A 25,322-nucleotide genomic window follows, 5' to 3' on the forward strand; every position below is an offset into this window, starting at 1 on the left:
TGAAAAATGAGCGACCATTTAAATAATGGTGTAATACTAGAATAGGAACAAATAAGAGGATATCCAGAGATAGATAATAAAAGATCGTACTATTAAAAAGTAAATGAGTATGATAAAGATATTGCACCATCAATAAAACGACCGGTACCTTCCGCTTTATCTGATGAATTCCAACGGTTACCGGAATAATTATTATACTGGAGAGTGATGGTTCCTGGGTGCCAATCAAAATAACCAAATCCATAGGTGTAATCTGGATTCCACGGTTGTTGTTGATTTTTATCTAAATAATAAAAAGCAGTACCATTAATATACCAATTACCAAAAATAGAATATTTACACCCGAGCGAAACGGTCTTATGCCCATTTAAATATTCAGAGGTATCTAAATTGAAGTACTCATGAGTATAATTAAAATCGACTTGGCAACCGATGCTGCCCTCTTCAGTAAACGTAAACCAATCAACCACAGGTTCAACTATCGGGAATTTCCAGCCTAAAGACCACGTCCCCTGATTGAAATTAGTCATGGATTCTCCGTCATCGGGACTGAATCTATTCCCCCCATAATTCGCGTAAACCAAACTTAATGTGTATGGACGCCAATCACTGTAACCAAATACGTAGGTAAAATCGGGATTCCATGTTTGTTGTTGCTCTTGGTCGATATAATAATACGCCGTACCAGACACAAACCAACTGCCTAAGATGCTGTACTTTAAAGAGAGTGTTAACGTTTGATTGGTGTTGCTTGGGCCGGATGTCGCATCAGCGGGAATATTTGCTTCTGGTGTCTCAAGTAACGGGTAGTTGTAACCAATATTTCCACTTAGCCCGTGAAAAAAACCTTGCTCATCATCCCATTGTTCAATAGGAAAATAAAAGGAGCTTTGTACCCCATTCCAAATATGCTCGCCTTCAGAAGGTTTGTCATCGGGATCTTCTGTATTTTTTGGAGAGGTGATATTAGGAGATGTGGGGGCACTTTTATGCTTGGCACTATTAGACAAATATTCATTTGCTATTGCCCATGATGAAAAACATACACAGGTAAATAAACCAATGATTTTTATCGCCATTTGTTTTACTTTACTGTTCATAAAAGCATAAATCCGTCCATAGATAAGCCACTCAAATTCTGAGTATTCTTTTATCCATAAATAAAAGAATCAAAGGGATAAAATAAACCTCCAATTTAAAAGGAGGCTTATTTTTTGTCTATCTCTATTAACTTAGGATGGAATCATTACAAAAACAAACACCTAAGCCATCGCGTGTTCTTTTTTCGATTTTGATTTCGCTTTATCAAACCATTGCTGTAACGCTTTTGGCGACATGACTTTAGGATCACCTAATTGGCTATCTTCTACGTTCATCAGTTCTGGTGGTAAAACATCGATAATTAACTCTAGATCTTTATACGATTTAACTTCTTTATCAAAAATAGCCGCCATTTCATTACTGTGCGTTGCATTTCTTGCTCTAACTGCTTTCACTAACCCATCGAGAAGAGTATACCAAGTGGTCATTGGGCCTTGTGTTATAGACGCAGATTCCGCCGCAGAATCAATAAACGCAAAAGGCACCGTAGTAATCGGTTTATTCTGCTCCATTGCAGCCAAAATCCAATCAGTATCAAAGGAAAAATCATACACGGTTGGTGCCTTAAGAATATCAACTAATGCACTGTGGCTATACAATTTAAACGCCGCTTGTGTATCTTTAATTCCTTGGCTGAAAATTTGGTTGCCGATCATTCTTTGCATATGACGCAATGTTTTGATCCCAACTCCCCAGCGCTCTTCTTGTTTAACAAGAATCGAATCTTTATGCTTTCTATTTCCAAGAATAACCTGAATATTTTGTTCCATATAAGGGTTAAGCAATAAACCTAATTGACCTAAATGAACTGAATTATCGGCATCCGTATAGACCACGCAATCCATCCCATCATCCAATGCTTTCTGGCATCCAAGAATAATTGCCCCGCCTTTTTTCGAATCATCAACATGATGCAAATTATTTAATGGACCCGTCGTCGTTGGGATCGCATCAGATAATCGCATGACATTAATCTGTTCTCTTGATTCATCATCCTGGGCAATTCTGTGTGCAATGCCAAAACTATTATGAGGACAACCATCATCAACTGGATACAATTTCCACAATACATTCGAGTCTTGAGTAATCCAATTTAATTGCTCAACTTTGGTTAATAATGAATTTTCACCATGAGGGTTTATTTTTGATTTCTTATTTAATCGATGATGCTCCCCCCACATAGCAAATACAATACCAACCGTTAATGGTGTCGAGATATTCATAATTAAGCGTCGAGATTCAACGAGTTTAACCGCCAATTTAAACATCAATGGTGGTGACTCTAATTCTATAAACTCTTTATATTCCGAAACGGATATCATTGAAAATGAAAGTAACTTCTCCGCCAACAATAATAATTCTTTTTGATCATTTTCACAGGTTAAATCAAATGAATCATTTGAATGAGAAATAATATTTAAAATGGTTTTTCTGTCCATAACGTTACCCTTTCCTTCTTCCGAATTGAATTACTGTCGTAAAAAGAATAGGAAAGACATATTAGAAAACCAGTAAAGAAAAGAAAAATAAAAAAATAGTTATGATCACCTTGAATCTACAGCTTTGTATCCTAGGCTAGGTAAAAGTCTTCAATTACATATACGTTATTTCAGGTTATTACGAAAAGGATTTTCAATGGAATACATTTTAGTAGTAGACGATGACCCCGTTAGCCTTCTTTTTATGTCATCCCTATTAAAACGTTGTGGTTTTAACATTGTTTCAGCTAAAAATGGTTTAGAGGCCATGGCTATCTTGGCTGAAAATCCACACATTCAGTTCGTGTTAAGTGATTGGATAATGCCAGAAATGGATGGCATTGAATTATGCCGTAAATTAAAAGAGCTCGAGTTTGATCGTTATATTTTCTTTGTACTTCTTTCAGGTAAAGACGACCAAAGATCCATCATCGATGGTATCAATGCAGGAGCCGATGATTTCATTGTTAAAGGGACTGATGTAAAAGAATTAGAAGCACGAGTTAAAGCTGGATTCAGAACCTTAGAATTACACAATAAAATCACAGATAAAAATCAAGAGCTTGATTCAGCTTACGCAACAATACGTAAAGATCTTGATGCGGCAGGCGATCTCGTTCGTCAATTATTACCCACTCAAACCAATTTCACCGGTGTTGAGCTTAACTATATATCCATTCCAAGCGCTCAAATTGGTGGTGATATGTTGGGCTATATGCAACTCGACCCTGACCACCTTGCTTTCTACTTATTTGATGTGGCAGGCCATGGCGTTTCATCCGCTCTCATGTCATTTTCTGTACAGCAAAGTTTATCCGTTGTCGATGGACCGTCATCTATCGTTAAGGACGTAAATAATAACATTATTCCCCCAGAAGAAGTCATCGATAAATTAAACAAGCTCTACATTAGTGACGATAAGATTCAACTCTATTTCACCATGATTTATGCCGTTCTTAATGTCAAAACTGGGGAAGTAAACTATTGCTCAGCAGGGCACCCCCCACTGGTTTGGTTACACCAAAAAACCGAACAAGCCGAACTGATTGGAGACGATAACTTTGTAGTCGGAGCATTTGATTTTGTTGAATATCAATCTGCCAGCATACAGTTAGATCCTGGCGATAAAATCTGGCTTTATTCTGACGGGATTACCGAAGCCGAAAAAGACAATATACAATTTTCTGAAGATGGGCTTAGAAAAACCATTATGGATATTCGCTCCCATCCCACTCACTTACAAACCGAACTGCTCGTTAATAGAGTAAGGACATGGCATGAATCTGATACGTTTGAAGATGATGTTAGTGTGCTTGCTGTAGAGTGGAAAGGCTATTCTAAACAAGAGGATGACTCATGCAATACGAAATTAACAACCAAGGTAAATGCACAATTCTTCAGGTAAACGAAGAACGCTTTGATGCGAAACTGGCGCCTCAATTTCGTAAAGAGGCGGAGGATTTATTAAGCCAATTTGGTGATCACCTTATTCTTGATCTCAGCAGTGTGCGGTTTATGGATAGCAGTGGCCTTGGTGCCATCATGGGAGTCTATAAACTATGCAGAGGAAAAACCGTAAGTGTTATTAATCTACAAAAACCGGTCGAAGACTTATTAAAGCTCACTCGTATGGATAGATTAATACCAAATTATCCAACGCTTGAGGATGCAATGTTAACTTCAGCATAATAAAGGAGTCTATATGAAAGGCATGATTTTAGCCGCGGGTAAAGGCACAAGAGTAAAACCAATTACCCACACAATACCAAAACCGATGATCCCCATCTTGGGTAAACCGGTAATGGAATCCATGATTGAGCTTTTTGCTAAACATAACATCAATAAAATAGTCATCAATACCAGCCATTTATCGGAAGTTATTGAAGGCTACTTTAGAGATGGTCACCATTTTAACACTCAACTTTCTTATTCTTACGAAGGGGAAATTATTAATGGTGAATTCAAAAGTAAAACATTAGGTTCTGCTGGTGGTATGCAAAAAATCCAACAATTCTCTGGTTTTTTTGATGATACTTTTATTGTGGTTTGCGGTGATGCCTGGATTGATTTGGATCTCACTAAAGCGGTTAAGCATCATAAAGAAAAAGGGGGGATTGCAACGATCGTGACTAAAACCGTACTTAATGAAGATATTCATAAATACGGTATCGTCGTCTCTGATGAGCATGGATTAATTACTCATTTCCAAGAAAAACCGACAGTAGAAGCGGCTTTCTCAAATCAAGCCAATACTGGGATTTATATTTTCGAACCCGCTATCTTCGACTTTATCCCAAAAGAAGGCGAATACGATATAGGTAGCGAATTATTTCCACAATTAGTCGAAAAAAACATACCATTCTATGCGGTAACAATGGATTTTCAATGGCTAGATGTCGGTAATATTACTGATATTTGGGATGTAACTAATGACATACTGAATGGGAAAGTAAACGGTTATCCCGTTCCAGGAACACAAATAAAATCAGGTATTTGGGTTGGTATTAATACAGTGATTGATTTCAAACACTGTAATATTACACCACCCGTAGTGATCTCCAGTGGTTGCCATATTAAACCAGGTGCAACAATTGAGGGGCCAACCGTTATTAGTCCCAACTGTACTGTCGATTCTGAAGCAATAGTCCGTAATTCATTAATCTATGATTATATTCATATAAAAGACTTCATGTTATTAGATCAAAAAACTGTCTTTAATAATTACTGTATTGATAGGGAAGGAAACAGCACCTCTTACTCCGAAATGAGTAAGAAATGCATTTCAACCGTCATGAATGACACCTTATCGGATATGTCTGCTTTTACTAACGGCACAACCGAAAAATAGAACAAGGAGGAGAGAAACTGTGGAATCCATTTTTTCAAACACCTATTCGAGTTCAATTGAGGCATCTCGAATGGTGTCTAATGATATTAGACTGTATTGGGAAGCCCTAAATATTGAAGAAGATACCATGAACCAAGCCGAGTTATGCTTGGTTGAAATGGTAAACAACGCTTATGAACACGCTTATCTTAATCAAGATGGGCCAGTTATTGAAATTAAGTCATACTTACAAACACCACGTATGTTATTAATGGAAATATCGGACTACGGGCAAGCTCTCCCTCAAGAAGTACTCGTTGAGTCGACAGAGAAAAGTTTTGTCGTACCAGAAGAAAATAAGCCCGAAACATGGCTTACCTCAGGTCGTGGATTTATTATTGTAGAGCAACTAATGGACACCATTGCCTATGAAAATAAAGACGGTAAGAATACCTTCTATCTAGGTAAACGCTTAAATTAATTTAAGCGCTTACCTCTGAACGAGCCTATTTAGGCTCTTCATCATTAACCACAGGAATAAAGGTTCTACGCTGTAATACTTCTACGGTATTTTCGTCAACATTGCCGATATTCGCTTTATGTATGAGATGATACGTCACCTCTTCAACTGGCAATTCATTGTCTTTATTATCTTTCTCTACGGTTCGATAATCAAATTCTTCATCTGGGGTAATCACGACAATATCCGAGTTTTTACCACTAGAACGACTCATCTCAGAAGACGTAGATAACTCTTCCACTTCTATTATTTTAGTATCATCATCAAGGACGCTTTTTTCCCCTTCACTGGCTACAGGAATGATACTTTGCCCCCGAGAAAAAGAACCTCCGAGTCCCGTTAGCTTTTTCTTCCCATTAGACGTTTTTATTGCACGTGTAGAGTTGTAGTTTGGTGTGGCTATAGCACCACCGCCACCGTTTGAATAATCACCAGAAGAGTTTGATTTCAATCCTAACTTAGGCCCTTTAAAGGTAAAAACTCCGAGCTTATCTTCCCATATTTGTAATATTGTCAGTTCTTGTTGCCATTCATTATCTAATGATATACCAACATCTGAAGACGTTAGTTGAGTTGATAATTGAGTATTTATATTCTCGTAACGACGGTGAAGATACTTCTGCATCTGTGACCATTCGGTTCCTCCCGTTAATAAATAACGAGTGCTGTTTGACCAATATTCATAGGCTTTAATATCATTACGTTTATTCGCAGCGATAGCGGCTAATGCCTCAGATAGACCCGCGTATTGCCACATCTTTTGCGCTCCGAGCTTAGATTCCGAAGCCATGATTTTATTCGATAATTGATGCCAGTAATCCGCCGATTGCCTTTCTCTTGGACTATTCGCTAACATGGTTCCTTTACCATAAATTGACAATTCAATATCAACAACTCTCGCGAAAGCTAAAGGTGAACCGACTGAAAGCATTACCACCAAAGAAATCAATTTACATCGCATCATCGGAACGTCTCCACTAAACAGTGCCCAGGATGAGAGAAACGAGATTTAAACTGTACATCTCGATATTCTTTGCTCTTCTCTGGTTGATAGAGCTTCCCTCTCGCCTTATAAAGTAACGCTTCTAGTACGCCAGCATTCGTCTGAAGGGAGATACTTTTTTCATATCTGCTGTTTAACTCATAACGTCCTTCATACCAGCCTCGATCAGGATCATACAATTCTTGAACAAGTATCATTAATCTATCGGTATAATCTGTACGCCATAGCGCCCACATCTGGAAAGCAACTCGAGTCGAAACAAGTGCTAATTCATCATACGAGCTTCCATCTTCAGACAAGGTAATCCAAGGGGTTCCTAGAGCGTAAATCGCATCATAAACAAAATAAGGTTCACCAGATACAATGTGCTCTCCTCTTGCGGTATAAATACATTCGTGCTCCCAACGAGCTTCTTGAATTCGATACATTGAATCCGCCATTGCAGACATCACTTCATTACTATGAGTTGCGTCGCTAGAATCTATATCGACAATATCATCCCAATTAAATTCTAATCCTAAACGTAAATAAGGCGTGCTATACACAGGACGAAGAACATCAAAAAGGCGAGGGTCGCGTCCATCAAATAAGAAATCAATACCGTACATGGTTGCTACATTATAAGGATCCAATCTCATCGCCTTTTCTGGCACAATTTGCCAATCTAAATAACCATAAGACGTGTATTCTTCAACGCCTAAACGCCCTTCTTTATAACGAGTAACATTGCCGTTATTAACCGTTCCACCAAACAATTCTCCCTCTTCATTAACGAGCTCACAGAAATTCCATTTCAATACGGCTTTATCAATATATTCAATAAATTGAGGGTTATATTGCTTAACGATAGCAAGAACAATCAATAACCGACCGACATCAATTGAGGACCAACCGATGTCATTAGGTTGATTACCATAATCAACCATTTGACCCGTTTGGGTGCTGTATACTTTATTCGGAATTTGTCCGATGCTTAAAGGCATTTCATTAAGAAACGTTAACACAAGAGAAAGGCGTTCATCGTGCTCTTTACTGGTGATGAATTCAAATTCACGCGCGGCGGTCAATGCCAATAAATAATCGGCAATGCCTGACATATTCGTGGTCGGATAATTATCAATACTATTAACAAGACCGGTTTTTAACTGAGTGTTATTTTCAACATAAACCCAAGCAAGGCGAGCCCATTCAAGCTCACCTTCAGTTAAATCGCCATACCTACCTTGTCGTATTGCCTGTGACTGATTAAGAGAACTCACTCCATCTTGAACGCCTTTATACAAAACGCCACAGGATGACAAAAGAAGGCTAATTAAGATCAGTACTGCACTTTTTAGCATTAATCTTCCTTTATCAATACTACAGACGAGAAGGCTTCATTGGTTTTCTTGGTAAGCATTGCCCTTCATAGCCAAACGGGGTTTCTAATGCTTTTTCCCATAAACTCGGTGCCACATTATCTTTATAAGTTAAGAGTTTTCCTTGTTCTTTATAAAGTAAAATTTCAAGAGTTATGCCGTTATTATTTGACGTAAACGTGTTAATCCGACCTGTCCCATTTTCAAAAATACCTTCATAAAATCCTTTTTCTCGATCATATAAATTAGCAATATGATCAAACAATAAATCTGTATATGGCGTATTCCATAGCACCCACATCCCCATCGCACCTTTGACGGCAACGGCGGAATATTGTGGTAAAAATTCCCCATTTTCAGAAATGGTATTCCAAGCAAATCCATCGGTATAAATCGTGTCATACACAAAGTATGGGGCTCCAGCTAACTGGTGCTCAGTACGAGCCGTAATAATACCCGTTTGGTTATAACGCTCCTCTTGAACACGATAAATATTCAGAGCAAACTCCGCCATCCATCCATTTGAGTAGCTAGTATCATGAGGGCTGTGGTCCGTTGTTAAATCCCACCCTAATTCAATCGCATCAAGTACATAACTTTCAGTAACAACATAGCTGTGTGCTTTCAATTTACGAGGATCACGCGTGTCATAAGGTACATCATAACCAAATAAATTAATCGTCCCATACGGTTCTGGCATAGAAGCTTGAGAGGTATCAAAACCCCAAAGCTGAAATCCTTTCGCTGCGTATTCTTCGTACCCTAAACGACCTTCTTGAAGGTATTGAACGGGTTTTCCTTTTTCAAGTAAAGCCCCAAACATAGTGCCATTTTCATCAACTACGTTACAAAAGTTCCATCGCAGTACGACAGAGTCAATACTGGTCGCAAACTCTGGATAACGGTTTTTTAAAATATGAAGCCAAATAAGTAAACGCCCTAGATCTAAAGCTGAGTAACCAATTTCCCCCGGTTGATTACCGTAATCCACTTTTGCCGCATTTTGTGTATTGTAAGCTTTATTTGGCAGTTCCCCACGGAACAGATCTAGCGTGTTTAATGTCGTTAAGAATTTAATTAAACGGCGATCAAATTCTTCTTTCGTGATAATTCCCAGTTCATACGCACTGGTCATTCCCGCTAAATAGGACGCGGCATCCCACCAGGTGACTGACGGATAATTATTTACCGCATTCACTAGACCTGTCGATTCTTGGTAATTATTTTCAAAATATTTCCAAGCAATATTGGCCATGTCCATTTCTTTCTCTGTCAACTTACTTTGACGAGCTTTAGGTACTGTCCAGTGATCTTTCTTTTCTATGATATCTTCTGAGAATTGATCATATTTATTACCACATCCAACGATGAGTAAACTCAGTAATCCGATTGAGATATAACGCATAGAGATTCTCCTTTTCTCAATACTTATTACTTCGCGCCAACACTAAGTAGTGAACCATTTTCAATATACGCAAGAGACTCTAAAACAATGCCATTCGTGTTTGCTGTAATGGCTTTATTTATCTCTCCGCTTACTTCGTAACGGCCAGAATACCAGCCTTTATTTTCTGAAAATAAATCTTGCGCTTCATGAATTAATAGATCGGTGTAATCCGTTTGATATAAGGCATACCAACCAAAGGCAGCTTTAGTTGATAAAGATTTAAATTCAGAAGCATCTTCACCCGTATCGGTAATTGCATTCCATTCTTTACCATCAGAGAAAACGGTGTTGTAGACAAAGTAAGGCGCTTGATCGAGGTTATCTTCACTTACCGCCGTAACAATGCCCGTTTCGTTATAACGAGATTCTTGAGCTTGATAAACTCGATGTGCAAATACTTTCGAGACACTGTCAGCACCAAATTCTAAACTATCAAGAATATAAGATTCACTCACCACATAGTTATGTGCATGATATTTTGCGGGGTCACGTAGATCCGTTGGAACCTCAACACCACTAATGGTTTTAAACTCCAAATAATCTATATATTTCATTGCATTAAATACATCTCGCCCCATCAATGACATCGATTTTGCCGCATACTCTTCATACCCTATTCGCCCTTCTTGTACTAATTCAAATCCATCAGAAGAGGTTGAAAGGCGAGAACCATATAAATAACCATCTTTAATCATGTCACCCACGTGCCATGCATTGAGTACATTATTCACTTGTTTATTAAACTGCGGATATTGCCAAACAATAATGTTCAAGGGAACGAGAATTCGACCAATATCAATGGCAGACCAACCAATCCCTTCAGGTGTCGGTTGATTCGTATAATCTACCATTTCAAGCGTCACTGTATTGTATGCTTTGTTTGGTAAGCGATTATCTACAAGAGGTAAGCGAGATAATGTATGTAATACCTTTTCCATGCGGATAGTAAACACATCATCGGTAATCACATTCAGTTTCTCCGCTGAGATTAACCCCATAATATAAGAAGCCGTATCCCACATTGTTGTGGACTCATATCCATCAACCGAATTCACTAATCCTGTATTTTCTTGGTAATTATTTTCAAAATACTGCCATGCGGTATTTGCCCATTGATATTCTTCTTGAGTTAAAATTCGACTCGTTTTTAATGGAATAACCTCTGTACTTTCAAATGTAATATTTCCAAGTACTTGTGGCGCTTCACGTGTTTCAATCGTAAACGAGATAAATAATGCAGTCGCTAGCCCCAAGATAAACACAATATGGTGACGAGCATTAACAACAGATTTCTTAAATTCCATATTCTACTTCCTCTTTTTCTTGTTCTGATTCTTGTTGTTCGTCATCATTTGATTCTGGATTCCAAAACGCCGAAGCAATCATGCCCCACATTGCCATCATGTTATTGATGATCCAAAACGTATTCAGCACTAACCCACCCAATGAGTAACTCCCGTGTGATCCGGTTGAAAACCCTGTCCATGCATAGATCAAGCTAAATAGGCTTAAGCCAAATACGGCCATTTGAGGAATAACTAATTTAAAAAAAGTACCCGTTTGTCTTTCTTTTGGTGTCGTTGGGAAACTGATTTTTTTACCACGCAATACTGTCCACAGTGCTTTAAAGTTAACAGGGAAGAAGGAAAGGAAATTCGTTTTTCCTTTATAACCAGCCACCCCCCATGTTCCGACCATCATTGCTAGTTCTGCGGTTAAAACAAACGGTAAGAAATGCATATAGAAAGTAACGTCATAAGCGCTTACTGGTGCGATACTGGTAAGAAAATAAACAATTGGACACAATAAGAAAATAATATTCCATACAGCTGATAAGTTAGACCAAAAACTCGCCCCATACATGATCTTCTGCTTGAGATTCATTCCTTTTCTAAACAAAGGATTGTCATTCATAAAGATATCAATAGACCCGCCAGAATATTTAAAACGCTGCACTGTCCATGTTTGTAAATCTTGAGGGGAAAGCATTTTACTTTCAACTTCAGGGTGCATGACTGATCGCCAATTACGTTCTGAATCCGAATGTAAAACCAGAGAGGTGTACAAATCTTCTGATACGTGAAATTTATACGGCGTAAACTCGGTATCAATGAAAATTTCTTGCTTTAAATTATCTGAAATATCTTTATCAACCGACTTCTCTTTCGTCATTTTCCTGATTTGAGTTTCTATCTCAGATTGTTCTTTAATTATTTGCTCACTGTAACTACGAAGTGCCGCTTCCATCACCGCTTCACGACGGTGAATAGAACCTGCACCACAACAAAACGAGGCATTTGCCCAATTTCTGCGGCGCTGTATTACGTCATAGAACATTTGAGGATCATTAACGAAAGGATCTTCACCCAAAGTAACAGGGCCGTAAAACTTCTCAATACCTTTGCCTATTTTTCCAGAAAAAGAACCAAATTTTCGAGTTAAAAAGGTAGGTAAACGCTCACCTTCTGGTATATCAAAGAACCATTGCGGAGTTTGAACCCAAGCAACATCCGGATCTCTAAAGTAACCTAACGTATGCTCTAATATGGTTGAGAATGGTCTTGTATCTGCATCACAAATAACAACAAAATCACCGTACGTTTGTTCCATTGCGTTACGTAAGTTACCCGCTTTAAATCCCGTATTTCCTTCTCGAGTGATATAACCAATATTCATTTCTTTAGCGAGTGCCTTCATGGTCTCACGTTTGCCATCATCAAGAATGAAAATATTAATATCAATGTCATGTGGATAAGTCACTTTCTGAGCATCTAAAATACTCAGTTTTACCAGTTCAGGTTCTTCATCGTACGACGGAAAAAATACATCGACACTGATTGGTCTGTCTTCTTCTGTATCTAATACACACTCTTTAATTTTATGCGGCGGTTCTTTTTTTGGTTCATCTTTTGTTTTCCACAAATTAAAGGTAAACAGTAACGAGCCAATAAATGCACAAGATTCCGCAAAAGCCAAAGGAAGTGAAAACCATAATGCGTCATAGTTAAGAGCAAAACTCCAACGCCACCATAAATACCAAATACCAAGCGTAAGATTACACGTCGCTAAATACTGATACAGTAACTCCCTAGAGTGACTATGAGGGACGGGTTCTGGTGGTTTACGATGTTCGAATTTCTTGAAATAAAAATCCATTTAATCACTCCAAATCGGATCTACTTACATTAATGTGATGAGCGTTCTAATTCCTTTCCTTAAAGTAACTTAGGATAAAAACGGCTAAAAACGTAATAATAATTTCCCTTTATTCTCATCACTAAAAATAGAGATGCAATTCATAGAAAGAATAATTAAAAACGGATGTCGGTTAAGCAATAGAAGATAATTTTTCTTTCTCCATTTGCTTTAATGACCAATGAATCATTGTCGTCAAATCTTGTGGCTTATGAATGAAGTATCCCTGAATATAATCACAACCCAACTCTCTCAATTCATTAAATAATGATTGGTCTTCCACCCCTTCTGCCACCACATTGCACCCTAAACTGTGGGCAAGGTATATAGTAGAGGCTACGATCGCGTAATCACTATTACCAATAGACATATTACGTATAAATGATTGGTCTATTTTTATCTGATTAAAGGTTAAAACCCTCAAAAGTGACAAAGAAGAGAACCCAGTACCAAAATCATCGATACTGATGTAAAAACCAAGTTCTGAAAATTTTGATAGCATTAGATAGGCCGCATCAATATCTGACATCAACGCGCTCTCTGTCACCTCCAAAACAACATCAGAAGGCTCGATAGTTTTATTAATTAACAAATCAGAAAGTTGGATATACAGGTCATTGTCATGAAGATCTAACGTGGATATATTGATATGAACTTGATGATGAATATTTTCCATTTTAAAACGTTGGATATCGCGGGCAACTTGCCTTACGACCCACTCAGTAATTCCTTTAATAAAATTATTGTTTTCAGCGACTAAAATGAATTGATCTGGAGGGATCATGGTGCCATCTTTCTGAGGCCAACGAATGAGGGCTTCATAACCATGAATAGTCTTATCAATACTATTTACAATAGGTTGATAGTAAAGTTCAAACTCAGAATTAGGAATGGCATATACTAACTTATCCAAAATTCTTAACTCTTCATTTATCGATTTTGCGTATTGGTAACTATAAAAATCAAAAACTAACCCTAGTTTTTTTGCCTTATAGCAAGCAATATCGACTCGCTTTAGCATCTCCTCACTGCTCTTAATGTCATCAGTATACACAGCACACCCAATCACAGGTTGTAACAGAAAATTCCTATCTCCCATTAAAATCGGTGATATCAATTGCTTATGTATTTTATTCGCTACTTTCTCTATCAGTATTTTATCGGTTGAGTAGCTAATAATTACGATCTCATTATCTTCGTAATACAAATCAATGTGCTTATTTTTCAATTCTCTTTTAATCATAAGTACGGAATAAGACAATACCTTCTTAAATACCTTATAAGAAGATACATCTATCAATTTCCGATAATTTACTACTTTAATTTTAGTGATACTAAAGGGGATCTTTAATGCTATTTTCTTATCAATGAGTTTTTGATAGATATCTTTTTTATTATGTAAGCTTTTTCTATGTTCAATGTTAATCTTCTCAATAAGAGTAAACTGGTTAATAAATCGATACATAAACCATAAAACAAAAAATAACATTTGTATTGATACAGTTGAAAACACCAAAATTATATTATCTAAACTATCAGCAATCTCATGAGAAAAAACATATTCCTCAAGATAAATAAATGAAACAAAATAAGAACAGAAAACACCTGCAAAAACGGTTCTTATTAATCCATTTTTAATCACCTCAATTTTATAAATAAAATACGCTGAGCATAACAAAGCCATCACATTAATTATTGTGAATAGTATAAATAGAACATCAATATCCATACAACACTGTCCCAAGGTCGAATACCGTAATAACAAAGGTGTTAAATCATGACTTTAAATAGCTAATTTAAAGCAATTTCTAAATTTAGCTTATTGTTTTTAAATATGGTATTAAGCTTAGTGAGTGTTTCTGTTTGTATCTGTCTGACTCTTTCTTTAGATAATTTAAGGTCTTGTCCTAGTTCCTCTAAGGTTTTTACATCAGTACCAAATAAACCATAACGATTAATAATTATTTGCTTTTCTCTGCATTGAAGTAAATTTAACCATGACGATAAGTTACTTTCTAAATTAGACTTTGATAAGGATTGAGCGGGCTCTTGTTCATGATCATCAGCACACAATTCAATTAAATTCGATGACATATCATCACTAGAAGCAGAATGACACGTTGATGAACTAGGAACTAAACCTAAGATTTTATTAACTTTTTTATAGTCTTTATTACAGTGGACGGATATTTCACTGATGGAAGGTTCTTTTTTAAGTGTTCTAGACAGATCTCTTGCCGCTCTTAAGTACACATTAAGTTCTTTTGTTATATGAACAGGTAGGCGAACCGTACGTGAATGATTAAATAAGGCGCTTTCAATGGATTCTTTTATCCACCATACCGCGTAAGTAGAAAATCGGTAGCCTAATTCAGGGTCAAATTTATTCACGGCTTTCATTAAACCAAGATTTCCCTCTTCAATAATATCTAAAGGGGCAAGTTCACTTTGATTACGATGACGATATTTATTGGCAATTTTAACAACAAGCCTTAGATTAGACTCAATTAACACATTTCTTGATTTTAAATCTCCAGATAAATAGTTACGACTATGTTCCAATTCCTCACTTGCAGTTAGAAGCTTATATTTATTTATTTCTTTCAAATATAATGAGTAAGCATCAATGCTGTTTCTTGGTTCTTCCTTTTTTGAACATTCTATATTCAACATAACATATCCTTATACCTAGCAACTTGCATTTATAATCCGTTATATCTTTAACGGTATAAATAATAATGGTACAGGAAATGACAGCATGCAATATCGTAAGTAGCAATATACATAAACAGTAAAAAGAACGTGAACTTAGTCACAATATTAAACCCAATAAAATCACTAATGAGACGTCAATATATTGACAAATTAATACAACCTCTTTTTATATTTACACTTAACAAATCAAAAAATGAAATTAATAATTACAGTACTGATTCTTGAACTATTACTTCCTTCATACTTTGTAAATTGACCAGTATTTTGTTCTGAATTTTTAGTTAATTCCATTATTTGCCACTCAGCATTAATTGATACTTTTGTTGTTAGGTCATAACGTATCCCTGATGTCACACTGTAATTTTCTTTCCATCGATGACTTTCTGAATAAATAACATAAGGCGTAAATTTATTTAAGGTATAGGCTAAACTGGCATACCAATTTGTCTGCATGTCATTCGTTTGAATTTCAGCCATTGCATGCCACGCATTTAATGAATATTCAGCACCCAAACTGTACAAAACCATATTTTGATCTGCTTCTTTAGCGAGGCTTGCCTCTTTCATTTTGACGTTATAATCATAATTAGATGCCATTACATTCGAATGGATTCGATAGTTAAATCCAATAATGTCCATATAGATCCCTTTCACGTCATTCGTCGTAAAATGATAAACACGATCACCTGAACTAATTTTATTGCTGTCATGAACACCATAATAAGGAGAAACAGCTAAAATGATGTCATCGGAGACTTGATGATTCCATGTCACACTCATACCATTAAATGAAGTCACCCCTAATACGCTGTTATACACTTCTTGTGGCGCTCTTGCCCACGTATACGCCTGAGCAACATAATAATATTCAGAAACAAGAAATAGAGGTAAGCGTAAACGTCCAATTTTTGTTTCAATATCAGAATACGTATAACTCGCATAAAGCCACTCTACTTCAGGACCTGACCACTCATCTTGTGGTCTTTTCACCACTTGTAATGACGTAGTAAAGTCATCCGTAACAACATAATCAAGCTGCAAACCAAAGGTAGTATCACAATCAAAACAAACGTCATCCGTTATTTCTCGATTAATAAAAACAGGCGTTTCGCTGCTTCCTTTTGTCGCAGAGGTCGATCCAAACCCTCGTAATGTTACATCATCACTGAGCTCAATAGCTGCTTCTACATTCGTTAATAGCAATGTAAAAATGAAGCAACCATAAGCCAAAAGCCTTTTAAACATAATCTAATTCCCTTTAGAGATAATGAATAGGACATGCGCACCTGAAGGTAATGAAGACAATGGCGCATAGCCAATACCCGTTGGATTTTCTTTAAGCCATTCAACAAGAACAGTGACGTCTTCAGCTTTGATTGACTTTGGGGGCTTTGCTTTACCTGAAAAGGCCAAACTCGCCCAATAGCCATTCATTTGAGACACCGTTTTACCCAGTAATACCTTGTAGAACGTTTCTTTCTCAGGAGAACTGTCTGGCCAATCCGACAACACTACTTTGGTATTGTTTATTTTCTTTATCTTGCCCGTATAAATCATACGCGCACGACTTTTACTTAATGGCTCAAATGACGACCCCATAGAGAAAATAGCATAACTATCATGTCTAGCATTTGTTGACGCCGCTGAAGGGGAAATAAAAAAAGACAATAAAATCATAAAGAAAAATGAAGAGCAGCTTAAATAACATTGAGTATTTTTCACATCGACGACTACCCTTTCTTAATAAATATCCTATGATTTTTAATATAGGTCACTGAACTGGCTTTTCCAAACAAGGATGTTTTATGATGTTGATGAACCGTATCTCTGTGAAATCCAGAATGCTCACTCTAGTTTTTCTCCCATTGCTTGTGCTTTGTGCATTATCAGGGATAGAGATCAGATCACAGATGATGAAGTTGAATACATTAAATACACTGAATCATACCCTCCAATTTAATCATACCTTGGCAGGATACATCACAACGATGCATCAGCAACGTTTGAACATACTTTATGGTCTCGATAATGGAACAGAATATGAAACATCAAAAAAATCATTAAGCCAACTTGCCGTACAATCAAAAAAACAAGGAACACAATCTCTTTCCGATACCTTATCGGAACTCCAACAAGCAAATACTGAGATTACCCAGTTTTCATCAAACACCATAGAAGAATGGTCAAGCTGGATCACAGATGTAGTACAACAAACGTATCAATTAAAAAATGCAAATACGCTCAATGCAGCATCAGATATCATTAACCAAAAAACAACAATCCTTACCCAACTTCAATGGGTTAATTATTGGGCAACTCAAGAGAATTGGTACATTCACCTGATGTTGAGAACACCACAAACAAGCTATCAAGATGCTCTAAATTCACTTTCTCAGCGTCAGCAATTGTATATTGAACAGTTTTTAACAATGAATGCGAGTCAATCCGATATTACTCTTTTATTAACAACCTTTAGTAATATCAATTTCTCATCAAGCAACACTTTTAGAAATGCAGTCATTGAGAACAAATCCGAAAAATACACAGAGAAAGACATCAATACCGGGACACAAGCACTAAACCAACGACTTCAACTCATTCAAGCAGCTACAACGATTATCACGAATGAATTAAAGAACGATATTGAAACAAAAATTCGAAGTATTAATAGTATGATTGTTTTATTCATATCGATACTAATCACATCTTTAGTCTTCATTTCATACTTAGGTATTACTCTATCCGCTAGGATCCTAAGCTATTTAAAAATGACGATTTCCTCTATGGCGTTAATAGAAAAAAATCATGATTATTCCATCCAGATTAAGAGTGATGGTAATGATGAGTTCACCTTGTTTTCTAAAAATTTGAATGCTCTCATATCAGAAAGAGCCATGAATGAGGATAAAATCGTAGGAGCTAAAGAAGAAGCAGAACAAGCCAACTTAGCCAAAAGTACCTTTCTTGCCAATATGTCTCATGAAATAAGAACGCCTTTAAATGGTATTATTGGCATGTCCGGCATTCTTTCTGAAACCAAATTGACACCAATTCAGCACGATTATTTAAATACGATTGAAACGTCTTCTCAAACGTTATTAATTTTGATTAATGACATCTTAGACATATCAAAAATTGAATCAGGTAATTTGTCGTTGCATCCTCATAGTGCTGATTTACGTGAAATAATTTTTGATACCGTGTCTATCATCATTTCGAAAGCCAATGAAAAACACCTTAATTTGATCATTAATATACCCCCCGATTTGCCATCATCGTTATTACTTGATGACCACAGATTAAGACAAATACTAATGAATTTAGCGTCAAATGCGGTCAAATTCACCCCGAAAGGTCACGTTCAACTTGATGTCGAGTTTACCAAAAAAGAAAACAATACCGTCGAACTTACTATTTCAGTGTCTGATTCTGGTGTCGGTATTGAACAAAACAAGCTCAATTCAATTTTTGAACCCTTTGTACAAGAAGACAGTTCAATCACTCGACAATTTGGCGGTACAGGGCTGGGACTTGCCATCAGTAAACAATTAGTTGATTTGATGGATGGCGAATTTACGGTTAAATCCACAAAAGGAGAAGGCAGTACATTCTCTTTCTCATTAATAACCGAAGTACTAGAACACAACATTATCCAATACCCGGAATTAGAGGCCATTACTTTCCATGTTATCGCCAATAAAACCGCTTACGCACAAGATATTATTACAGACCTTAATTATTACAATATACACAACGTTGTTGTTTATGCTTCAGCGAAAGAGTTAGAGCTAACCGCAACCAGTGCTGACGTCATTATTTACTGCGCAGGCCACTGTAATGATTCTGATTGTAAGTGCAAGGGCCGCTTACGTTGCGTTCGTAAAAATTACCCTGACACTCCAATTGTATTAGCTCAACAACACAAAGACAGAGCCGCCAATTTCGAAGCTATCATAAATGGCCTAATTACCTACCCTTTACTTGGCTATCGATTAATGAAAACGTTAACCAATGCGTTAACCGATAGTTCAACGAACGATGACTTAACTAACCCGGTACCTTTGAGCCAAGACAACGAAATTAACAACAATTCACCCAAGAAAAAAGGGGCTAACCATATTCTGATTGTTGAAGATAACTTAGTTAACCAAAAAGTCGCTTCTCTCTTTTTAAGTCGATCTGGTTATACGTTTGAAATTGCAAATAACGGCCAAGAAGCGATTGAAAAATTTACCGAAAGCGAAGCGTATAATGTCATTTTAATGGATTGCATGATGCCCGTAAAAGATGGTTTCTCAGCAACGAAAGAGATCCGAAGCTTAGAAAAAGCTCAGAATAGAAAGAAAATACCCATTATTGCGTTAACCGCCAGTGTATTAGATCAAGACATCACAAAATGCTACGAATCAGGTATGGACGCATACGTAGCAAAACCCTTCAAGAAAGAAGTACTACTCAATCAAATAATGAAAATGAAGTAGGAAGTGACCATGGACAGAATCACCTCAAAACAACAATATATACAAGGAAAAGATAAACTCTCGATATTGATAGTCGATAACTGTCAAGTTGCCTCTATGTTTTTAAAAAAACTGCTCTTTCAGCTGGGTTTTACTCGAGTTGAAAAAGCAAGTTCATATCAGGAAGCCATAAAGAAATGTGCTAAACGTAATTATTCATTGCTGTTTATCGATTATCACTTAGATCAAAGACTCAATGGATCTGAGCTTTATGACTTACTACGCGAGAAAGGATTTATTTCTCCATCAACTCGAGTGATTACCATATCAGGAGATCACTCCACACAAACGGTCTTGAGTACCCTATCAAAAGGTAATGGGGATTACTTATGTAAGCCAATCAGCAAATCAAATTTACATAATAAAATAAGCAATGCTTATCAAGAATATAATATATTTAAAAGGTTATATTCGTTACTTGATGAGCATCGTTATGATGAGTTACTTACTCTCTCGATCCAGTTAATTTCAGAAAAAAACATTCATGAGTTGGACTTATTTTTAATCAATTTTTTAATGACTCATGATAAAGAAAAACTCTCATCACTCTGTGAACAGCCTCAGTTTAAAAATAGAAAAAACTACATATTAGCTCAACTAAAACTTGAGGATGAAAGAAATACGACCTCTAAGAACGAGATTTTAGAAAGAGCGACTGCACTGTCTAAAAAACAGCCTTTATTCACTCAAGCACTCGATTTTTTATCTGACATACAATGCAAACATAAAAATTATGAAGAAGCGTTAAACGCCTCATTACAAGTATTAAGCCTCACCCCAAGCATTCCTCATCGTGCGCTTCAAACCTTAAATTTAGCGCTTATTTGCAACAACAAACCCGTATTTCTTAAAGCCAGTCATTCACTCGCGAACCACTTGCCTATTGCCGACAGTAATTGGTGCAGTTATGCGGCGGAATGCTTTAATTATTTTAATAGTTATATTCAGAATTCAATTTCTGAAACAGATAAAAATCAACTCATTCTCGAACAAAAAAACATTGCAAGACGGATTGAATACCGTCTAACTGACAGGCAAAAAGTACAACTCAATATTTTATACAACTATTCTCTCTGTAAGAAATACATCCAAGATGGCGACATCGCCACAGCAAAGCTCAATACCCTAAAAGTCACCGCACCTTTTTATGATAATCTTCATGAACTAAACACCGTTGTCTTAATTGAATTATTGTATTTATTACTTTTCTTTGGGGATATTTGGCTAATAGAGAAAGTTGAATATGTCTTAAAAACTAAGAAATATTTTAATGTTTATTGTTCTGAACTATTAGTGCTATTAAAGCAAGATCCACAACTTAAACAATCTATATCAAGGCTGTCTACTACGATTAATAACGCGAACACCCTAAAAGAAACGGATCCCAAAGAAGCCCTTACAAGTTATGAAATCGAACGTAATAACTACCCTTACTCTTCAGAGCTTTGTATTGGCTTGCTTGAGTCTTATGTAGCATTAAGTTTAGATAATCCAAGTCTTCTTGGTACTGCCATTAATCTTGTTAAAGACATGCCTCTCTCTCATGATTTAATGCAGCGAAGAGACAGTGTACTTAGCTTTCTTCATGCAAACCCAAACTTTATTTCAGAATTTGACAGCAACAATCTTGCTCATGTTATTTACCCTAGTCAATCTCATTCGGTTTTAGATAAACGATATCAACTTTCTCTCCCTGTATAAAAAAGGCCACGTTATACAACGTGGCCTTGTTTTTATTAAGCATCTTAATTCTAACAAAATAGCCTTAACAAAAAGGGACAAATTCTGCTAAGGCTATCATTTATTAATTCCACTCCCACTCAGAACCATCAATGGTAAACTCTCTTTGCAGTGGCGAGCTTCCATCGTATAACCAAATTTCAGCAATACTGGTCGCCATGTTGTCTGCAATCGAAAACTCAATATCAGCCACCCCATTAACAACAGGGACATCAATGACCTTACTGCCATGGTCAACTGAAAATCCACCTTCCGCATTTTCAGTAAACGAAGAGTAAACCGAAAGATGCGCTCTTGCAGGTAACGAACCGCTTAAATTAACAACGAGTCGTTGACTTTCTACAGGGTTAAATGAGAATCCCTCCGGTGCCACCAAATCTTGTGTTTTTACCGTGACGGGTTGATCGATAGGTGAAGGAGAGGCACCGCTGCCCGTCCCTCCAGCATCAGGCGTTGATCCTCCAACACTTGCTCCACCAGAGCTTGACCCCCCACCGCTGTCACTACAAGCCATTAAGAACAGTGACGCCATAGTTATAATAATTACCTTTTTCATAATAACGCCCTCTCTTAATAACATTTATTGGCTGTTGCATTGCTGCTTTCATACCAGTCGGTATTCGTTGCTCCACCAGACGTTGTATAGTCAGCAAAGTCGGGGTATGACGTTGTTAAATCCACTCGCTCTCTTGGCCATTGCCATTCATCGTAAATAAGCAATGCCCATGGCATATTGTTGCTTGTTTTAAAGTATCGATCAGTGCTTGCATCACTTGTATCTTGAGCCAATTGGAAAAACTCAGTATTAAATAACTCAGTTGGTGCCTGATCAGCTAGATGTACTTCGTAATCTCGTCCTGGTGCTTGTGTAAAGCTTGGTCCGTGATAGTACCCAGGAGTTGCAAACAAAAATGGGTCATATGGCATCGCTGGCATACTCGCCGTAGCAACAGGGGTGATTAAACTAAATTGCAGCTCAAATTCAAGCCCCATATCCTCTCTACATTCGTTACTCGTTCTAAAGTAAGAACAATCATAACTAGAGACATCAATCGCATCGTTAATTAATATGAAACTGGCTTCATTCATACCCGACTCTTGCGAGGGACCATTCTGAAGTGCAGAGTTGTAATATAAACGCGTTTTTGCAGAATCAATATTCGTTGCATCGATACCTGACAACCTAACAGCAAAGCCACTATGATAACTTGCACCAACCGCAGCTAACTTGCCGCTAACAATAACTTTCGCTACCTCACCGTCTTTTAAAACCTCTGTGATTCGATATCTTAAAACTAAATCATTCATATCGTAATCAGCAGTTTCAGGCCAATTATCTTCATAAGCTAACGTAACGTAGCCACTTGCTGATGGGAAATGACGTTGTGTGGTATTGCCATCAACAATCGTAATCACATGATCTTCTACTTCACCCGACGTTGAACCGCCATAGTAAGCCAGCCCCGTTTGTTGACTGAAACGGAATCTTGTCCACGTCGCTCCGACCGTTGCATCAAATGGTACAGAAATAATAAGATTATGGTTACCAGATGCTAGCACTTCATCCGTAATAGCCTGCTCACCTTCATCCGCAAAATCTCCATCACCATTCCAATCAAACCATGCAGATAGCACCCCTGAAGTTGATGCATTTACGGTAATAACAGAATCAAGCCCAGGTTCTAATGCAGTCACAAACCCAACGCCATCTTCATCATCACTGGTAATCGTATCGTCCGAATCCGGTGATTGAGCGGCGTAGTAATCACCATCTACGCTACTACCTAACCATGTTTCATTATCTAAAGCATGACGTGCACCATTAGAGTTTAACGTCGAACCATAGCTGTCTGGCGCATCACCAAAATCAATCGTTGCAGGCTCATCAGTATCAATTAATGGGGCATTAGCGCATCGTGCTCCATCATTTTGACTAGAAAAAGGACCATCAGCGAATTTAACCGCAGGAACCGTACCCAAATCAATGATCGCTTGAGAAGATAAATTAACACGATACACTTGACCATCTTGGTTGCGTGAAAGATACAGATAACCATCTACATCAAAATACATCGCACCAAACGTACCGGTTTCTCCTGTATCACCAATATACGTTGCCGCTCCAGTAGAAATGTCAAACTCATACAAACCACCGCTGCCATTATCTACACCATATAAGTGATCATTGCTTGGATGGAAAGCAAAATCCGTTAAGCTCACAGACGCTGTCGACGTAATTAAATCTGCAGTGAGTGTGGCATTAACATTACTATCTAAAGGAGACAGATCAATTTTATAGAAACCAGTGCCACTTCTATAAACGTAATAATGATGTTGATAAACATCCCCTACATAAAAGGTTTTATCAGAAGGAAGTCCACTAACATTCAAGGTTGTTGCTTGGAAATTTTGTCCTAAACGAACAATTGTATAATTGGTTGTGTCATACCCGTATATATATCGGTCAGTTTCATTAAAACCGACCCCATTTATATTTGAAGGCAATCCAGTATCATCTTGTAATAAACTGTTTGTCCCAGTAACTAAATTAATACCATAAACTGAAACAGGTTTGCCTTGGAATAAATACGCCTTACTTGGGCATGAATCAAAAGCAACCGCAAAGACTTTTGGGCTCAATAATACTGTCGTTAAAAAAAGTAACCGGATAAATAGATACATAGCTTGTCCCTTCTAGTTATGATGTTCTAATTACTGATCATACAAAAGCCGTGCCAAATTTAACTTGTTGTATATTAAGGTGAAAATTAATAACAATTTAATCATTACTATAATAAAAATCATTTTGCATCCAAATAAAAACCATTTTTATTCATTATTTACATCAAGTCATCACATTCAAAAATGAAATATTCCCTCCTTCATGCTTACTCAATTCTTCGTCTTATTCTTTCTCTTTTTATAACGATGCAAACTGCATTGCAAATTGAGAACAGACGTTAATAAACCGATTGTCAAATTGATAATTAACTATAAACAGTTGAAATATATAAATTATATTTATTGGCACGCTTACTGCTCTATTCAACCTATCAACACAACATAGATTTATTCTTAGGAGCTTATTATGGAACTACATCAATTTGAATCTAACACCAATACCTTAGTGCTATCAGTTCAAGGGGATATGGATGCCGTCGGTTGTCGAGATATTCAACCAACCATCGATGAAGTCATTGAGCAAGAGCACAGACAAGTACATATCGACCTCGCTCAAGTGGCGTTTTTAGACTCTTCTGGTATCGGTGCCATTGTGTATTTATACAAACGATTGGTCGAAAAAGAACGCACAATGCAAATTCAAAATGCGCATGGCCAACCCTTAGAGTTACTTAAATTATTACGCATTGAAAATGCAATTCCAGTAAATAGCCCAACACACTAACTGCCATTTAGT

At 37.0% G+C, this 25,322-nt stretch carries 20 protein-coding genes; 7 read left to right on the forward strand and 13 right to left on the reverse strand.

All coding sequences use genetic code 11. From position 1 onward, the window contains the following. Nucleotides 1-92 precede the first annotated feature (92 nt). Nucleotides 93-1,100 carry a hypothetical protein gene (locus AACV33_RS05080; protein WP_182699107.1) on the reverse strand — a complete coding sequence of 336 codons (1,008 nt, stop codon included), beginning with the start codon at nucleotides 1,098-1,100 and terminating at the stop codon, nucleotides 93-95. A 162-nt stretch (nucleotides 1,101-1,262) separates the two neighbouring features. Next, nucleotides 1,263-2,540 (reverse strand): glycosyltransferase, encoded by a 1,278-nt coding sequence (locus AACV33_RS05085; protein ID WP_017023579.1) that lies wholly within the window; start codon nucleotides 2,538-2,540, stop codon nucleotides 1,263-1,265. Between the two features lie 196 nt (nucleotides 2,541-2,736). Between AACV33_RS05085 and AACV33_RS05090 the strand changes: the two genes are divergently transcribed. Genes AACV33_RS05090 through AACV33_RS05105 form a run of 4 tightly spaced genes read left to right on the forward strand, consistent with a single transcriptional unit; the run spans nucleotide 2,737 to nucleotide 5,887 of the window. Further along, nucleotides 2,737-3,984 carry a SpoIIE family protein phosphatase gene (locus tag AACV33_RS05090; protein WP_182699108.1) on the forward strand — a complete coding sequence of 416 codons (1,248 nt, stop codon included), beginning with the start codon at nucleotides 2,737-2,739 and terminating at the stop codon, nucleotides 3,982-3,984. Then, nucleotides 3,936-4,268: an STAS domain-containing protein gene (locus AACV33_RS05095; protein WP_017023577.1), complete on the forward strand. Its 333-nt coding sequence runs from the start codon at nucleotides 3,936-3,938 to the stop codon at nucleotides 4,266-4,268. Before AACV33_RS05090 ends, AACV33_RS05095 begins: the two co-directional genes overlap by 49 nt. Before the next feature lie 13 nt (nucleotides 4,269-4,281). Further along, nucleotides 4,282-5,427 carry a sugar phosphate nucleotidyltransferase gene (locus AACV33_RS05100; RefSeq protein WP_182699109.1) on the forward strand — a complete coding sequence of 382 codons (1,146 nt, stop codon included), beginning with the start codon at nucleotides 4,282-4,284 and terminating at the stop codon, nucleotides 5,425-5,427. A 19-nt stretch (nucleotides 5,428-5,446) separates the two neighbouring features. Next, on the forward strand, nucleotides 5,447-5,887 hold the full coding sequence (locus AACV33_RS05105) for an ATP-binding protein (RefSeq protein WP_017023575.1): 441 nt from the start codon (nucleotides 5,447-5,449) through the stop codon (nucleotides 5,885-5,887). A 25-nt stretch (nucleotides 5,888-5,912) separates the two neighbouring features. Here AACV33_RS05105 and AACV33_RS05110 read toward each other — a convergent pair whose 3' ends face one another. The 9 genes from AACV33_RS05110 to AACV33_RS05150 form a co-directional block, all read right to left on the reverse strand. After that, nucleotides 5,913-6,890, reverse strand: a complete 978-nt coding sequence (locus AACV33_RS05110) for a hypothetical protein (protein ID WP_182699110.1) — start codon at nucleotides 6,888-6,890, stop codon at nucleotides 5,913-5,915. After that, nucleotides 6,887-8,269, reverse strand: a complete 1,383-nt coding sequence (locus AACV33_RS05115; RefSeq protein ID WP_182699111.1) for a DUF3131 domain-containing protein — start codon at nucleotides 8,267-8,269, stop codon at nucleotides 6,887-6,889. Before AACV33_RS05115 ends, AACV33_RS05110 begins: the two co-directional genes overlap by 4 nt. Before the next feature lie 19 nt (nucleotides 8,270-8,288). Further along, nucleotides 8,289-9,692: a DUF3131 domain-containing protein gene (locus AACV33_RS05120; protein ID WP_017023572.1), complete on the reverse strand. Its 1,404-nt coding sequence runs from the start codon at nucleotides 9,690-9,692 to the stop codon at nucleotides 8,289-8,291. A 26-nt stretch (nucleotides 9,693-9,718) separates the two neighbouring features. After that, nucleotides 9,719-11,038, reverse strand: coding sequence for a DUF3131 domain-containing protein (locus AACV33_RS05125; RefSeq protein WP_182699112.1), 1,320 nt, complete (start codon nucleotides 11,036-11,038; stop codon nucleotides 9,719-9,721). Further along, the gene (locus tag AACV33_RS05130) at nucleotides 11,028-12,890 is read right to left on the reverse strand and encodes a glycosyltransferase family 2 protein (protein ID WP_017023570.1); all 1,863 of its coding nucleotides are present in this window, start codon (nucleotides 12,888-12,890) and stop codon (nucleotides 11,028-11,030) included. The genes AACV33_RS05125 and AACV33_RS05130 overlap by 11 nt, the downstream gene beginning before the upstream one ends. 172 nt (nucleotides 12,891-13,062) lie before the next feature. Continuing rightward, complete coding sequence (locus tag AACV33_RS05135; protein ID WP_182699113.1) at nucleotides 13,063-14,658, reverse strand: putative bifunctional diguanylate cyclase/phosphodiesterase; 1,596 nt, start codon at nucleotides 14,656-14,658, stop codon at nucleotides 13,063-13,065. A gap of 62 nt (nucleotides 14,659-14,720) precedes the next feature. Continuing rightward, nucleotides 14,721-15,602 (reverse strand): sigma-70 family RNA polymerase sigma factor, encoded by an 882-nt coding sequence (locus AACV33_RS05140; protein ID WP_182699114.1) that lies wholly within the window; start codon nucleotides 15,600-15,602, stop codon nucleotides 14,721-14,723. 228 nt (nucleotides 15,603-15,830) lie between these two features. Beyond that, on the reverse strand, nucleotides 15,831-16,889 hold the full coding sequence (locus AACV33_RS05145; RefSeq protein WP_182699115.1) for a hypothetical protein: 1,059 nt from the start codon (nucleotides 16,887-16,889) through the stop codon (nucleotides 15,831-15,833). A 3-nt stretch (nucleotides 16,890-16,892) separates the two neighbouring features. Continuing rightward, entirely contained in the window at nucleotides 16,893-17,366 is a 474-nt protein-coding gene (locus tag AACV33_RS05150) for a hypothetical protein (protein ID WP_023602613.1), read from the reverse strand. 83 nt (nucleotides 17,367-17,449) lie between these two features. On the opposite strand from AACV33_RS05150, the gene AACV33_RS05155 reads away from it, so the two are divergent. After that, entirely contained in the window at nucleotides 17,450-20,125 is a 2,676-nt protein-coding gene (locus AACV33_RS05155) for an ATP-binding protein (RefSeq protein ID WP_182699116.1), read from the forward strand. Between the two features lie 9 nt (nucleotides 20,126-20,134). Continuing rightward, a complete protein-coding gene (locus AACV33_RS05160; RefSeq protein ID WP_182699117.1) occupies nucleotides 20,135-21,865 on the forward strand; it encodes a response regulator in 1,731 nt (576 codons plus the stop codon). Nucleotides 21,866-21,968: 103 nt separating this feature from the next. On the opposite strand, the gene AACV33_RS05165 is transcribed toward AACV33_RS05160, so the two are convergent. Continuing rightward, entirely contained in the window at nucleotides 21,969-22,460 is a 492-nt protein-coding gene (locus AACV33_RS05165) for a hypothetical protein (RefSeq protein WP_182699118.1), read from the reverse strand. 14 nt (nucleotides 22,461-22,474) lie between these two features. After that, nucleotides 22,475-24,586 carry an LruC domain-containing protein gene (locus AACV33_RS05170; RefSeq protein ID WP_182699119.1) on the reverse strand — a complete coding sequence of 704 codons (2,112 nt, stop codon included), beginning with the start codon at nucleotides 24,584-24,586 and terminating at the stop codon, nucleotides 22,475-22,477. A gap of 406 nt (nucleotides 24,587-24,992) precedes the next feature. Between AACV33_RS05170 and AACV33_RS05175 the strand changes: the two genes are divergently transcribed. Then, on the forward strand, nucleotides 24,993-25,310 hold the full coding sequence (locus AACV33_RS05175) for an STAS domain-containing protein (RefSeq protein ID WP_012551672.1): 318 nt from the start codon (nucleotides 24,993-24,995) through the stop codon (nucleotides 25,308-25,310). Nucleotides 25,311-25,322: the final 12 nt, after the last annotated feature.

Source organism: Aliivibrio sp. SR45-2 (genome assembly GCF_963890165.1).
Taxonomy (GTDB): Bacteria; Pseudomonadota; Gammaproteobacteria; order Enterobacterales; family Vibrionaceae; genus Aliivibrio; species Aliivibrio salmonicida.

What these genes read in the sequence shown, in the direction of transcription:
- AACV33_RS05140 (WP_182699114.1), bottom strand. Translation starts at nt 15,602, where the DNA reads ATGTTGAATATAGAATGTTCAAAAAAGGAAGAACCAAGAAACAGCATT.
- AACV33_RS05175 (WP_012551672.1), top strand. Translation starts at nt 24,993, where the DNA reads ATGGAACTACATCAATTTGAATCTAACACCAATACCTTAGTGCTATCA.
- AACV33_RS05120 (WP_017023572.1), bottom strand. Translation starts at nt 9,692, where the DNA reads ATGCGTTATATCTCAATCGGATTACTGAGTTTACTCATCGTTGGATGT.
- AACV33_RS05095 (WP_017023577.1), top strand. Translation starts at nt 3,936, where the DNA reads ATGCAATACGAAATTAACAACCAAGGTAAATGCACAATTCTTCAGGTA.
- AACV33_RS05090 (WP_182699108.1), top strand. Translation starts at nt 2,737, where the DNA reads ATGGAATACATTTTAGTAGTAGACGATGACCCCGTTAGCCTTCTTTTT.
- AACV33_RS05135 (WP_182699113.1), bottom strand. Translation starts at nt 14,658, where the DNA reads ATGGATATTGATGTTCTATTTATACTATTCACAATAATTAATGTGATG.
- AACV33_RS05160 (WP_182699117.1), top strand. Translation starts at nt 20,135, where the DNA reads ATGGACAGAATCACCTCAAAACAACAATATATACAAGGAAAAGATAAA.
- AACV33_RS05130 (WP_017023570.1), bottom strand. Translation starts at nt 12,890, where the DNA reads ATGGATTTTTATTTCAAGAAATTCGAACATCGTAAACCACCAGAACCC.
- AACV33_RS05085 (WP_017023579.1), bottom strand. Translation starts at nt 2,540, where the DNA reads ATGGACAGAAAAACCATTTTAAATATTATTTCTCATTCAAATGATTCA.
- AACV33_RS05170 (WP_182699119.1), bottom strand. Translation starts at nt 24,586, where the DNA reads ATGTATCTATTTATCCGGTTACTTTTTTTAACGACAGTATTATTGAGC.
- AACV33_RS05155 (WP_182699116.1), top strand. Translation starts at nt 17,450, where the DNA reads ATGATGTTGATGAACCGTATCTCTGTGAAATCCAGAATGCTCACTCTA.
- AACV33_RS05165 (WP_182699118.1), bottom strand. Translation starts at nt 22,460, where the DNA reads ATGAAAAAGGTAATTATTATAACTATGGCGTCACTGTTCTTAATGGCT.
- AACV33_RS05080 (WP_182699107.1), bottom strand. Translation starts at nt 1,100, where the DNA reads ATGAACAGTAAAGTAAAACAAATGGCGATAAAAATCATTGGTTTATTT.
- AACV33_RS05115 (WP_182699111.1), bottom strand. Translation starts at nt 8,269, where the DNA reads ATGCTAAAAAGTGCAGTACTGATCTTAATTAGCCTTCTTTTGTCATCC.
- AACV33_RS05100 (WP_182699109.1), top strand. Translation starts at nt 4,282, where the DNA reads ATGAAAGGCATGATTTTAGCCGCGGGTAAAGGCACAAGAGTAAAACCA.
- AACV33_RS05110 (WP_182699110.1), bottom strand. Translation starts at nt 6,890, where the DNA reads ATGATGCGATGTAAATTGATTTCTTTGGTGGTAATGCTTTCAGTCGGT.
- AACV33_RS05145 (WP_182699115.1), bottom strand. Translation starts at nt 16,889, where the DNA reads ATGTTTAAAAGGCTTTTGGCTTATGGTTGCTTCATTTTTACATTGCTA.
- AACV33_RS05125 (WP_182699112.1), bottom strand. Translation starts at nt 11,038, where the DNA reads ATGGAATTTAAGAAATCTGTTGTTAATGCTCGTCACCATATTGTGTTT.